Here is a 12426-nt window from a genome sequence, read left to right as displayed (position 1 = left end):
GGATCGGGGCGGTGCCGGCCCTCACCCCCACCCGGCCGCCCACAGCATATCCTGGATGGGCGGCCGGGTGGGGGTGAGGGCCGGCACCGCTTCACCCTTTAAGCCCAAGGACATCGGGCGGATCGACACGTCACGCGGGCTCCCTCCGGCGTGGCGCGATCGGATCGGCAGGAGTCGTCGCGCACGATGACCCGCGTACCGCTTTGTTAACCATCTCTGCCTAGGACGAGACGCGAGGGGGATCATCCGGATCCTCCCTGCGCGCCTGGGCACGACGATGGAATTGACCTGCTACCTTCATCCGAGCTGGCACCCCCGGATCCGCCCGGCCGGGTCGAAGCGCGAATGGATGGACGCGACGCCCGAAAGCTTCGCCTATCGCTGCCTGCCGCTGGCGATCGCCAACGCCCATGGCTGGGAAGTCGGCAGTCCCTGCGCCTTCCGCGCGCGCTGGAACGGCGGCCAGGGCGTCGATGCGGTCGAGATCGAGGTCGAGGGCGACGTGCCCGAAAGCCAGCGCCCGGTCTCGCTGTTCGGCAGCGGCACGATCACCTTTCACATCGAGGGGCTGATCCGCACGTCGCCAGGCTACAATCTGTGGGTCGGTGGCCCGCCCAATGCCGCCAAGCACGGTATCGCGCCGCTGACCGGTGTGATCGAGACCGACTGGTCGCCCTATACCTTCACGATGAATTGGCGCTTCACCGCGCCGGGCGAATGGGTGCGGTTCGAGGAGGACGAGCCCTTCTGCTTCTTCTACCCCGTCGAGCGCGGGTTGATCGACCGGGTCGAGGCCCGGATGCGGCCATTGTCCGATGCGCCCGAGTTGGAAGAGGCGTTCATGGCCTGGAGCGCGTCGCGCGATGCCTTTCAGGAGCATGTCGCGCGCACCCAGCCGGAAGCGCCGTCCGACCGCTGGCAGAAACTCTATTATCGCGGCGTCTGCCCGAACGGTGAACCCGGCGCGGCGGACCATCAGGCGAAGCTGCGGCCGCCTGCATTCCAGAACGCACCCGAGAAAGGACGTTGTCCCATGGCCACACAGGCGAAGGCGGTCGTCGCCGCCGTTTCCGATCCCCATCCCATCGCTGCGCAGCGCCAGGCGTGGCGCGAGCGGACGCAGAAGCGCCAGGCGGCGCTGGCCGACGGGCTGACGGCCATCCCGATCCTGCCGACGATACCGGCCGAGACCTTCCTCGACCTGTTCTACGCACCGGGCGTGCCGGTGCTGATCGAGGGGCTTGCCGCCAACTGGCCCGCCGTCGGGCAATGGACGCCGGAATATCTTGCCGAGAAGGTCGGTCATGCGGAGATCACCTATCAGGGGGGACGCAATGGCGCGGCGGATTTCGAGCTGGCGAAGGATCGCCACATCCGCACCATGCCGTTCGACGCCTATATCGACGCGGTGACCGGCGGGGAGACGGGCAACGACGCCTATATCACCGCCTATAACAGCACCGCCAACAAGGCGGCGCTGGCGCCGCTGATGGCCGATCTGGGGCAGGTACCCTATCTCGACGAGGCTGAGGGCATGCTGTGGATCGGCCCGCAGGGCACGTTCACGCCGCTCCACCACGACCTGACCAACAATCTGCTCGTGCAGGTGACCGGCGCCAAGCGACTGCATCTGATCCCGCCCAGCGAGACGCATCTGATCGCCAACACGCGGCACGTGTTCAGCGACCTCCACGACATCCTCGACGAGGAGAAACTGGCGCAATATCCGGCGGCGCGGCAGGCGGTCTGCTACGAGATCGACATCCTGCCGGGCGACGCATTGTTCATCCCCGTCGGCTGGTGGCACCAGGTCCGCTCGCTGTCGTTCAACACGATGCTGACCTACACCAATTTCCTGTGGCCGAACGACGCCTACAAGGATTTTCCGACCGACCAGTGATGCAGGCGGGCGGGGGCTAGAACCCCCGCTTGGCCAGGCCGGGATCGCGGCGCAGCAGCGGCGCGACCATCGGGATGGTCAGCATCGTGCTCGCGACCGCCATCAGCAGCAGCGCGGTGAACGTCTCGTTGGTGATGATCTTCTTGTCGAGCAGGATGTTGACGAAGATGATCATGATCAGCGCCTTGGTCTGCAGCAGCCAGCCGATCGCCTTTGCATCGCCCTTCGGCCAGCGCAGGACGCGTCCGGCGACCGCCACGCCGAGCAACTTGCCGCCGACGCTGGCGACGAGCAGCAGCGCCGCCGCGGCGAACACCGCCGGCCCGCCAACGCCCCATTGCGTCTTGAGTCCGGTCGACAGGAAGTAGACGGGCATCACGCCGAGCAGGATCGTCTGGCGGAACCGGTCCATCCGCGCCTCGCCGAACCAACGCGCATCGAGGACCGCACCGGCGAGAAACGCGCCGACCATGAAGTGCAGCCCCGCCCAATCGGCGGTGAAGCCGCAGGCCGCCAGCCAGATCAGCCCGACGTACCAGCGGTCGTTCTCCGGAATCGCGCGCAACAGCCGGCGGATCGCCCAGGTGGCAAGCGCGAAGCCGAGCAGGAAGCCGCCCTGCCGCCCGACACGCTGCCAATCGAGCAGGATGAGCGCCAGCACGCCCCAGATCGCAATATCGTCGAGGCTGGCGTAGCGCAGGACCCGCTGGCCGAGCGGCGCGCGCAGGATCGCCAGTTTCTCCATGAACAATACGAGGATCGGCAGCGCGGTGACCGCGCAGGCCATGCCGATGCCGAGCACCACCTGCCATTGCGCCCCCTCGGGCCCGCGCCATCCCGGAAAGCGCAGCATGACGAGCGCGGCGAGGCTGCCCGCGATCAGGGGGACGCCGAGGGCCAGGCCCGCGGTGACGCCCGTCTCGCGCCGCCGCTTCCAAGCTTCGCCGACGTCGAGTTCCAGTCCGGCGACCCAGACGAACAGCATCACCGACCACCAGGCGATACCGTTGAGCGCGCCCAGCGTCGGCGCGCCGAAGACGAATGCATAATAACTGGGAAAGAGCGCGCCCAGGATCCCGGGGCCGAGCAGGATGCCGCCGACGATCTGCACCACGACCAAGGGCGCCCAGTAGTCGGTCCGCCCCAGCCGCCAGACGAGATAGGGCCCCGTGAAGATGATCAGGATGGCGAGGAGGAACACCTCCGTCGGCGCCATAGGCATCGCAATTCACTCCCCCGTCTACCCCGAAAGGCGGCTTATCGCGTCGGTCAGGCCAGGTGCAATCCCATGGCGGCGATGTCCCGATAGAGGACGGTCCGCCCTGCCTTTCCGCTCCCTCGGCGATGGCGGGGTGCGTTAACCGCGAATGCGGCTTTCCGCCCGCTCCGGCACGGGGCAGAAACAGCGCAAAGGAGTTGTCCGATGCGTGCCGCCCTGCTCACCCTGATCGCCTGCGCTGCCCCCGCGATCGGTGCCCCCGCCACCCCCGCGGGCCCTGCCGGTGCGCCCTTCACGATCGCGGAAACCGGGCAGACGTTCACCAACCTCCAGGACGCGGTGTCGTCGATCCGGATGGGGACGGGGACGATCCTGATCCGGCCCGGGGTATACCGGCAATGCGCGGTGCAGCAGGGCGGCCGCATCACGTTCAAGGCGATGCAGCCGGGCACCGCGATCTTCGAGCGCCAGGCGTGTGAGGACAAGGCCGCGCTGGTGCTGCGCGGGCAGGGATCGGTGGTCGATGGCCTCGTCTTTCGCAATTACAGCGTCAGCGACGGCAATGGCGCGGGCATCCGGACCGAGATGGGCGACCTGACCGTCACCAATGCCATGTTCCTAGACAGTCAGGAGGGCATCCTGGGTGGCGAGCCGACGGGGCAGCGGATCGTCATCGACCGCTCCACCTTTTCCGGCCTCGGCCAGTGCGACCAGACGGTCAATTGCTCGCACGCCATCTATCTCGCCAATCGCGGCAGCGTGACGGTGACGCATTCGCGGTTCGAGCGGGGCACGGGCGGCCATTACGTCAAGCTGCGCGTGCCGCACGTGGCGATCAGCGACAACAGCTTCGACGACACGGGGGGGCGGAAGACCAATTACATGATCGACCTGTCCGAAGGCGGCACGGGCACGATCGCGCGCAACATCTTCGTGCAGGGGCGCAACAAGGAGAATGCGTCCGCGCTGATCGTCGTCGCGGCGGAAGCGCGGACCTACCCGGCGACGGGCCTCGCCATCGAGGGCAACGACGCGCGCATGGCGCCCGGTGCGCCGGGCAATCCCGCGTTCGTCGCGGATTTCACGCACCAGCGCCTCGCGATCGGCGCCAATCGGCTGGGCGCGGGGATCCGGCCGTTCGAGACGCGGTAAGCCGCGAAGGTGCAAAGCCGCCAAACCCTTGGCGGCGGCGGATGCCGCATCACTTCTCCGGCGGCGGCAGCTTCAGCGTCAAGGACGCCTTCGGCGTCGCCTTTGCCTGCGGCGCCGGCTGCGCCTGCGAGACCGACGGCGGCGCGTCGCCGCCATAGGTCCGCGCCTCCAGCGTGGCGAGCCTCTGTTCGAGAAGCTTGGTATCGAGAGCCTGCTTGCCGTCCCTCAGGTCCGACACCTCCGCCTGCAGTTGGTCGACCTGATTTTGCAGCGTCTTGATGCGGACGTCCGTCTCGATGCCGTCGATCGCCTTCCGCTCGGCCGCCTCCGCCGCCTGGCGCGCGCCGTCATCGCGCGGTTCGGGCACGGGCTGACTGCGGTTGCAGGCGGCTAGGAGTAGCAAACAGACGAAGGGCAGGGCGCGCATCGCATCGTTCTAGGGTCTGATCCACCGACAAGGAAGCGGCGCAGGACCACGCACCCTGCGCGCCCCGCCAAGCTGGCGACACGCCGTGGGTTGGGACGGCGGCCGGAATGCTGCGCAGGGGCTGGGGCGCCTCGGCCAGGTTATGGCCGAGCGAGACCGTGCGGGACGTGCGGTAACGTCTATCGCGGCGCGTTCGGACAGGTCGAGGTCGCGCCCGGATCGAGGTCGAGGCAGCGGCCGTCGAGGCCATGGACGGGCAGGGCAATCGTCGCCGCAAGCGTCGGCGCGATGTCGACGGTCTCCACCGAAAGCGGCTGTTCGAAGCCGGTCATGCCGCGGCGCCAGAACAGGATGGGCACGCGCCGATCGTAATCCCATGGGCTGCCGTGAGTCTCGACATAACCGGTGGCGGGCGTCTCGATCGTGGTGACGCGCGGCTTGAGCAGGACGAGCAGGTCGCCGGAGCGATCCGGGTCGAAGGACGCGCGGGCCCGCTCGGCGAGCGTCCAGGTTTCCGGCGGGGTGGTGGCAAGAGGCGTCGCGGCGATCTGCGCGCGCGTGAGCGCGGCGGCGACCTGTGGCAGGGCGGCGAAGCGACGCTGCGCCTCCGCCAGCACGCGCGCGCGTGTCGCGGGCGGCAGATCGCGGTCGACGTAGACGTCGCCCTCCGCGCCGAGCAGCGCGGGACCCTTGAGGCCCAATGCCTTGACGATCGCCGCATCCACGGTCTTGATCGAGGCATCCGCGGAGACATGCTCCTCCATCGGCATCGCGCGCTGCTGCTGCCGCTCGGTCATGTCATGCGCGCCGTGATCGGCGGTCAGCATCACCTCGTAATCGATCCCGAAGCTGTCCAGGGCGTCGAGGAAGCTGCCGATCGTCTGGTCCAGCTGGTCCATCTGGATGCACATTTCGGTGCCTTGGGTGCCGAGCGAATGGCCGATATAGTCGGTCGCCGACGCGCCGATGTCGATGATGTCGGTCTGCGGCCCCTTGCCCAGCCCCATGTCCTGGATGAGCCCCGCCGCGATCGCGAAGACCGCCGCGTCACTTGCGGGGGAGGCGCGGAACGCCTTCAGATCGCCCGCCGCGCGTTCGAAGCGCCCCTGGCCGTAGGCGCGGCCGGCGACGGTGATCGGGCGATCGAGCGGCTTGCAGAAGCCCGGCAGCGGCAGCGCCGCCTGCGGCCGCGCGATCATTGCGGCGACCGCGTCGCGTCCGCGTTGTACCGCGCGCGGCACCGCGCGGCCCGCATAGCTGGTATAGGTCTTGCCGTCCCACCACCACAATTCGTCGACCTTGTGGCCGCCCATCATCACCGCGGCGCGGTCCTTGCCCGCGACCGAGACGACGCGCGTGCGGGGATCCGCCGCCTTCATCATCTCGCCCAGCGTCGGCACCTTCAGATGCGTGTCCGAGACGGTGTAGGTGTCGTGGTTCATGCCCGCGACGCTTTCGTCCTCGGCGCAATAGACGATCTTGTCGGCGCGCGGCGCGGACTGGTTGATCCAGTTGTTCGCGACGATGCCGGTATGCGCCGGTCGCATGCCCGTCAGGATCGTCGAGTGGCCAGGGCACGTCTCCGTCGCGGCATGGCTTTGGTAGCCGGACGGAAAGACCGCGCCGGTCAGAAGGCGGGCGAAGCCGCCGGTGAAGTGATTGCGATATTGCTGGAACAGGTCGGCGGAGAATTGATCCACGGAAATCGCGACGATCAGCTTGGGCGGTGTACGCGGAAACAGCGGCGTGGTCGGCGTCGGCGCGACGGCGGGCGGGGGCGGCGCGGTCACCGTCGGCGGGGGCGATGCCTGCTGCGCGGCGGCAGGGGCGAGCGGAAGCAGGGTTGCGGCGGTCGAGAACAGGACGGCGGCGAACATGGCCTTCATCGCGAAGATAACCTTATACTGGATCGTCGAGTCCGCTATGGTCGCAATCAATGGGACGGGCAACGACCGCAATGCGCGCACTGTGTGGCGCCGTGATGACGCTGATCGCACAGGCGGCGATCTGGCTTGGACTGGGCCTCGCGCCGGCGGCGGCGGACAGCCTCCCGCCAGCGGGCGGGGCGCCGCATCTGGCGATGTCGCTGGTCGCGGACAGCGACGCGCCACGCGCCGGCCAGGTGGTGACGCTGGCGCTCGATACGCGGCCGGCGAAGGGCTGGCACGGCTATTGGCGCAATCCGGGGGATGCGGGTTTCCCCCCCAGCTTCGACTGGACGCTGCCGAAGGGCGTGTCGGTCGACGCACCGCAATGGCCGGTGCCGACGACGCTCGTCGTCGCGGGGCTGATGAATTTCGTCTACGACACGCCCTATGCGCCGCTGGTCGCGGTGCACGTGCCGGCAGGCCTGGCGGCAGGCACGAAGCTGCCGATCCGGCTGCACACCAGCTATCTCGTCTGCACGGACACGATCTGCGTTCCCGAGCAGCAGAATCTTGCGGTCGAATTGACGGTCGGCGACGGGGCACCAGCCAATGGTGCTGCGTTCGATCGCTGGCGGGCGGCGATCCCGAAGCCGCTGGATGCCGCGGCGACCTACCAGGTCGAGGGCGACACGGTGACAATCGCGGTGCCGCTGCCGGCCACCGCGAAGGTCGATCAGGCCTATTTCTTCGCCGGCACGCCGGGCAGCCTGAAATATGCCGCCCCGCAGACGGTGACGCGCGACGGCGACCGGCTGGTGATCGCGACGCAGGGCGCACCGAGCGGGCGGATCGAGGGCGTACTCCGCATCGGTCGCGATCTCGGCCTGTCGGTACGGGCGGCGCCGGGAACGGTCGCGGCGACGTCCGGCCAGGAAGCCGCGGCGAGCGGTGGCTTGGCGGCCGTGCTCGCGGCGTTTGCCGGTGCGCTGCTGGGCGGCCTGATCCTCAACGTCATGCCGTGCGTCTTTCCGATCCTCAGCCTGAAGGCATTGCATCTCGCGCGCGGCGGCGCCGACGAGCGGACGGCGCGCGTCGATGCGCTCGGTTATACGCTGGGCGCGGTGCTGACCTGCGTCGCGCTGGGCGGTGTGATCCTCGCGCTGCGGGCGGGCGGGTCGGCGATCGGCTGGGCCTTCCAGCTGCAGGACCCCCGCGTCATCGTGCTGCTCGTCGCGCTGACCTTCGCGATCGGCCTCAATTTGCTGGGCCGGTTCGAAGTGCCCGCGCCGCAATTCGCGACGCACGGGGGCGCGCTGGGATCGGTCGCCACGGGCGCGCTGGCCGCCTTCGTCGCGACGCCCTGTACCGGGCCGTTCATGGGGGCAGCGCTCGGCGCGGCGCTCGTGCTGCCGTGGCCGGCGGCGCTTGCGGTGTTCGCCGGCCTGGGGCTCGGGCTCGCGCTGCCGTTCCTGGCCATCGGGTTCGTGCCCGCACTGCGCCGCTTCCTGCCGCGACCGGGTGCGTGGATGGAGCGGCTGCGGCGCGTCCTCGCGATACCGATGCTGCTGACGACGGCGGCGTTGCTGTGGCTTCTGTGGCGGCAGGCGGGTTGGCTCGGGCTCGGCGTCGGGATCGCGGCGGCCGTGCTGGTCGCGATCGTCCTCGTCGCGGGCGGGCGGCGTCAGCATCGCGGCGAGGGCTTCGGTCTGCCACTGGCGTTCGCGGCCATCGGGGCACCGCTGGTACTTGCGCTGGTCGTGACGGGCAATGCCACGGTCCATGCCGAGACCGACGGCACGGCGTTCAGCGAAGCAAAGCTTGCGCAACTGCGGCGGGAGGGCAAGCCGGTGTTCGCCTATTTCACGGCTGACTGGTGCCTGACGTGCAAGGTCAACGAGCGTGCCGCGATCGACACCCAGGCGACGCGCGCAGCGTTCGCCCGCAACAAGGTGCAGGTCCTCGTCGGCGATTGGACCGATGGCGATCCCGTGCTCGGCCGGTTCATCCAGGCGCACAATCGCGCGGGGGTGCCGCTGTACCTCTATTATGCGCCCGGCGCGGCCACGCCGCAGGTGCTGCCGCAGGTGCTGACGCCGGGGATGCTCGCGACGCTCCATTGATACCGGCCGTCCCCCGCTGCGGCCGTAGGCGAGGGGATAGGGCCGGCCCCGAAGCAATTAACCGTATCGCAAGGGCGATGGCTTAGCCCCGCGCATCGTGGGGCGTTTCCGTATCTCGATCCTCGGCCAGTCGCTGCTGGGCCTGACATTGCTCGCCGCATCGTCGTGCGTGCCGCCCAAGGCGAAGCGGGTCACGGTGGCGCAGGCGGTGCCGCCGGCCAGCCCGCGCCAGTTGCTTCGAGATCTCGCGCTCGACGCGTCGGCGACTGCGGATCTGCCGCGCGCGCTGGGTCTCGACCCGTCCGACGATGCAGCCCCCGCCTTCGTGCAGGCGGCGCCGGGGTTCCTGGCGAGCGCTCGCAGCGAGGAGGATGCACGCCGCGCCGCGGACTGTCTGACCGCAGCCGTCTATTACGAGGCGCGCTCGGAACCGATCGACGGGCAACGGGCGGTGGCGCAGGTCGTGCTCAACCGCGTGCGCGACCGCGCCTTTCCGCACAGCGTCTGCGGCGTGGTCTACCAGGGCTCGCAGCGGCGCACGGGATGCCAGTTCTCCTTCACCTGCGATGGATCGATGAATTACCGCCGCGATCCGCTCGCCTGGGCGCGCGCCGCGCAGGTCGCCGCCGCCGCCTTGTCCGGCCAGGTCTATGCGCCGGTCGGTTCGGCGACCTTCTACCATGCCAATTACGTGCTGCCCTGGTGGGCAGGCAGCCTGACGCGGATCGGTTCGGTCGGTGCGCACATCTTCTACCGATGGCGCGGCGCGATGGAGCGGGCCCTGAGCTTCCGCGCGGACTATGCCGGTGTCGAGCCGGGCATCGCCTCGCCGCGCCTGGCGGGGACGCCGGGCGCGACCACCGCAGCCTTCTACCCCGATGCGACCGACGACACGGGGGTCACCGTCCATCGTGGGAGGATGACCGCCTCTGCCAACGCGACCGCGACCCCGCGCCCGTCGATGCTGACGAGCGGCGGCGTGCGGGTCCATTTCGGCCGCGGCGCGCCCGAGCGCGAGGTCACGGCGGACGGCGTCGTGATCGAGGCGGAGAGCGACCCGATCTGAGCGGTCAGCCCGCCGCCTGATCCGGCCCGTCTTCCATCAATCGCCAGCCGGTGGGGCCAAGCACCTCGATCGGGCGATAGCGCGTCTTGTACGCCATGCGTTGCGACCCTTTCACCCAATAGCCGAGATAGACATAGGGCAGCCCGGCGTCGCGTGCGCGCAGGATGTGATCCATGATGATGAAATTGCCCAGCCCCGCCGGCGCATCGTCGCCGGCATCGAAGAAGCTGTAGATCATCGAAAGACCGTCCGCCTGCTGGTCGGTCAGGCATGCGCCCACCAGCTGCCCGCGACCGCCGTCCGCCGCCGGCAGCCGATATTCGATCACGAGCGAATTGACGGGCGAATGTTCGACCATGTCGGCATAATCGTCCTCGTCCATCCCCGCCATGCCCCCGCCGGGGTGGCGGGCGGAGAGATAGCGCCGCAGCAGCTGGAACTGCTCGTCCGTGGCCCAGGGACGACAGGCGGTGACGGTCAGGCCGGCATGACGCTTGAGCAACTTGCGCTGCGTGCTGTTCGGCTCGAACTGCTGCGTGACGACGCGAACCGAAAGACAGGCTGCGCAATTGGCACAAGACGGGCGATAGGCGACCCCCTGCGACCGACGGAAGCCGATGCGGCCGAGCGCGTCGTTCAACTCCGCGGCATGGGGGCCGGTCAGCTCGGTGAAAACCTTGCGCTCCTGCCTGCCCGGCAAGTACGGACAGGGTGCAGGGCTGGTGACGAAAAAGCGCGGAAAACGAAATGGCGCGGTCACCGCCCGTCAGCTCCCATCCGAGAAAGTGTCGGAACGGCCCGACCCGCCCGATAGCGTATATGTATAACCCGACACCTGGTGGAAAGCGCCTTTACCATAAAAATGGGTTAATCCGTTCTGAAGCATTCTCTTGCGCATCGCAGCAAAAACTGCGCGCGACAGGGGAACCTTTCTGTCATTGATCTGGTTTACCCGGTCCAGGGTTTTGTAGAGGTGTATTCATGAGCAAGTTTCTAACGGGTTCCGTCGCCGCTTTGTCGCTCCTCGCGTCGGCGCCCGCTTTCGCGGCGCCCGCGAACCCGGCGGCGTCGCTGTCGATTTCCCCGTCGGTCCGCGCCGGTGCGCCGACCGCGGGCAAGAGCAAGCTCGGCGGCGGTGGCGGCGTGCTCGCCGCGATCATCGCGGCGGGTGTCGTCGCGATCGGTGTCGTGGCGATCGTCAACGACAGCAACTCCGACAGCAACTGATCGGCATTGCATAGCGGGAAGGGGCGTCGCGGCTAAGGTCGCGGCGCCCCTTTCTCGTCGCGGGCCGACCGGGGCCTGAAAGCGGCGGCCTTCAGGCCTGCTCGACGAGGCTCGTCTCGTAGCCGCCCTCGCGCAGCGCGGCGATCAGCCGGCTCAGATGGTCGCGATCGCGCGCCTCGCATTCGATGTCGGTGATCAGGCCCTTCGCGGGCAGCGACGTGAAGATGCGCTGGTGATAGACCTCGATGATGTTGACGCGCTGCGCGTCGAAGATGCGCGCGACGTGATAGAGCGCGCCGGGTTGATCCTGCAGCCGAATGCGCAGGCGGGCGAGGCGGCCGGACCGGGCGAGGTCGCGGAGCAGCACGTTGGCGAGAAGCCGTGTGTCGATATTGCCGCCGCACAGCACGATCCCGACGCACCGCCCGGCGAACCGTTCGGGATAGGCGAGCAGCGCGGCGAGCCCCGCGGCGCCCGCACCCTCGACAACCGTCTTCTCGATCTGCAGCAGCAGGCTGACCGCTTCCTCCAGATTGCGCTCGGCGACCAGTACGATGTCGTCGACCAGCGCGGCCACCATCGCCGCGGTGATGCCGCCGGGCTCCTTGACCGCGATTCCTTCCGCCAGCGTGTCGCCCGCACATGGCAAATGCGTGCCACGGATGCGATTGTACATGGAGGGGAACAGTTCGGCCTGCACGCCGATCACCTCGACGTCATGCGGCTGCGCCCGCGCGACCGTCGCCATGCCGGAGATGAGCCCGCCGCCGCCGATCGGCGTCAGCAGCGTGTCGAGTTCCGGCACGTCCTCGAACATCTCGAGCGCGACGGTTCCCTGGCCGGCGATGACGCGGGGATCGTCGAACGGGTGGACGAAGGTGAAGCCGCGCTCCGCCTCCAGCACGCGGGCATGCGCATAGGCGGCGTCGAACGTCTCGCCTTCGAGTACGACGGTGGCGCCATGCCCCTCCGTCTGCACGACCTTCACCGTCGGGGTGGTGCGGGGCATGACGATCGTGGCGGGAATGCCGAGCCGGTTGGCGTGATAGGCGACGCCCTGGGCATGGTTGCCGGCCGATGCCGCGATGACGCCCTTGGCCCGCGCCGCGTCGGACAGCTGCAGCAGGGTATTGAGCGCGCCGCGCTCCTTGTACGCGGCGGTGAACTGCAGATTTTCGAACTTCAGATATACCTTCGCCCCGGTCATCTGGGAGAGGGTCCGGCTGACGAGCGTCGGCGTGCGGACGATCGAATCGCGAATGCGCCCATGCGCCGCGTGAACATCATCGATGGAAACGGGAAGGACGGCGGCGTCGACGCTCAGGGTAGCCATAAGGTCCAGCTATACGATTAGGCGACCCGGGGGAACCGCCGCGGCGGCCGTCGCCGTCCGAAAGCCGGGGCGACGGTACGGATCTGGGCGAGGGCGTGCGCCGACTTGGCACGC

General features: G+C 68.7%; 10 protein-coding genes. 5 read left to right on the top strand and 5 right to left on the bottom strand.

The features are described from left to right. The first annotated feature begins 277 nt into the window (after positions 1-277). Complete coding sequence (locus tag IQ292_RS17565) at positions 278-1900, top strand: DUF6065 family protein (RefSeq protein ID WP_238940697.1); 1623 nt, start codon at positions 278-280, stop codon at positions 1898-1900. A 16-nt stretch (positions 1901-1916) separates the two neighbouring features. Here the strand turns inward: IQ292_RS17565 and IQ292_RS00585 are convergent, their stop codons facing one another. After that, entirely contained in the window at positions 1917-3116 is a 1200-nt protein-coding gene (locus IQ292_RS00585) for a cation:proton antiporter (protein ID WP_203308835.1), read from the bottom strand. 207 nt (positions 3117-3323) lie between these two features. On the opposite strand from IQ292_RS00585, the gene IQ292_RS00580 reads away from it, so the two are divergent. After that, the gene (locus IQ292_RS00580; protein WP_203308371.1) at positions 3324-4271 is read left to right on the top strand and encodes a right-handed parallel beta-helix repeat-containing protein; all 948 of its coding nucleotides are present in this window, start codon (positions 3324-3326) and stop codon (positions 4269-4271) included. 49 nt (positions 4272-4320) lie between these two features. Here the strand turns inward: IQ292_RS00580 and IQ292_RS00575 are convergent, their stop codons facing one another. Beyond that, positions 4321-4698, bottom strand: coding sequence for a hypothetical protein (locus tag IQ292_RS00575; RefSeq protein WP_203308370.1), 378 nt, complete (start codon positions 4696-4698; stop codon positions 4321-4323). A 179-nt stretch (positions 4699-4877) separates the two neighbouring features. Further along, the gene (locus IQ292_RS00570) at positions 4878-6584 is read right to left on the bottom strand and encodes an alkaline phosphatase family protein (RefSeq protein WP_203308369.1); all 1707 of its coding nucleotides are present in this window, start codon (positions 6582-6584) and stop codon (positions 4878-4880) included. Positions 6585-6679: 95 nt separating this feature from the next. Between IQ292_RS00570 and IQ292_RS00565 the strand changes: the two genes are divergently transcribed. Next, positions 6680-8686, top strand: a complete 2007-nt coding sequence (locus tag IQ292_RS00565; protein ID WP_238940696.1) for a protein-disulfide reductase DsbD family protein — start codon at positions 6680-6682, stop codon at positions 8684-8686. Positions 8687-8783: 97 nt separating this feature from the next. Next, positions 8784-9752 (top strand): cell wall hydrolase, encoded by a 969-nt coding sequence (locus IQ292_RS00560; RefSeq protein WP_338057559.1) that lies wholly within the window; start codon positions 8784-8786, stop codon positions 9750-9752. A 4-nt stretch (positions 9753-9756) separates the two neighbouring features. On the opposite strand, the gene IQ292_RS00555 is transcribed toward IQ292_RS00560, so the two are convergent. Continuing rightward, on the bottom strand, positions 9757-10512 hold the full coding sequence (locus tag IQ292_RS00555) for an arginyltransferase (RefSeq protein WP_203308367.1): 756 nt from the start codon (positions 10510-10512) through the stop codon (positions 9757-9759). 221 nt (positions 10513-10733) lie between these two features. On the opposite strand from IQ292_RS00555, the gene IQ292_RS00550 reads away from it, so the two are divergent. Beyond that, complete coding sequence (locus tag IQ292_RS00550; RefSeq protein ID WP_203308366.1) at positions 10734-10979, top strand: hypothetical protein; 246 nt, start codon at positions 10734-10736, stop codon at positions 10977-10979. Between the two features lie 91 nt (positions 10980-11070). Here IQ292_RS00550 and IQ292_RS00545 read toward each other — a convergent pair whose 3' ends face one another. Then, positions 11071-12312 carry a threonine ammonia-lyase gene (locus IQ292_RS00545; RefSeq protein ID WP_203308365.1) on the bottom strand — a complete coding sequence of 414 codons (1242 nt, stop codon included), beginning with the start codon at positions 12310-12312 and terminating at the stop codon, positions 11071-11073. Between the last annotated feature and the right edge of the window lie 114 nt (positions 12313-12426).

The organism is Sphingomonas beigongshangi (genome assembly GCF_016820445.1).
GTDB lineage: Bacteria > Pseudomonadota > Alphaproteobacteria > Sphingomonadales > Sphingomonadaceae > Sphingomonas > Sphingomonas beigongshangi.
Note: the sequence above shows the minus strand (reverse complement) of the source record. Positions and strands in the feature narration are given on the sequence as shown.

Excerpts from the sequence above, each read along its gene's own strand:
- IQ292_RS00550 (WP_203308366.1), top strand. The coding sequence starts at position 10,734 with ATGAGCAAGTTTCTAACGGGTTCCGTCGCCGCTTTGTCGCTCCTCGCG.
- IQ292_RS00545 (WP_203308365.1), bottom strand. The coding sequence starts at position 12,312 with ATGGCTACCCTGAGCGTCGACGCCGCCGTCCTTCCCGTTTCCATCGAT.
- IQ292_RS00570 (WP_203308369.1), bottom strand. The coding sequence starts at position 6,584 with ATGAAGGCCATGTTCGCCGCCGTCCTGTTCTCGACCGCCGCAACCCTG.
- IQ292_RS00565 (WP_238940696.1), top strand. The coding sequence starts at position 6,680 with ATGACGCTGATCGCACAGGCGGCGATCTGGCTTGGACTGGGCCTCGCG.
- IQ292_RS00575 (WP_203308370.1), bottom strand. The coding sequence starts at position 4,698 with ATGCGCGCCCTGCCCTTCGTCTGTTTGCTACTCCTAGCCGCCTGCAAC.
- IQ292_RS17565 (WP_238940697.1), top strand. The coding sequence starts at position 278 with ATGGAATTGACCTGCTACCTTCATCCGAGCTGGCACCCCCGGATCCGC.
- IQ292_RS00580 (WP_203308371.1), top strand. The coding sequence starts at position 3,324 with ATGCGTGCCGCCCTGCTCACCCTGATCGCCTGCGCTGCCCCCGCGATC.
- IQ292_RS00585 (WP_203308835.1), bottom strand. The coding sequence starts at position 3,116 with ATGGCGCCGACGGAGGTGTTCCTCCTCGCCATCCTGATCATCTTCACG.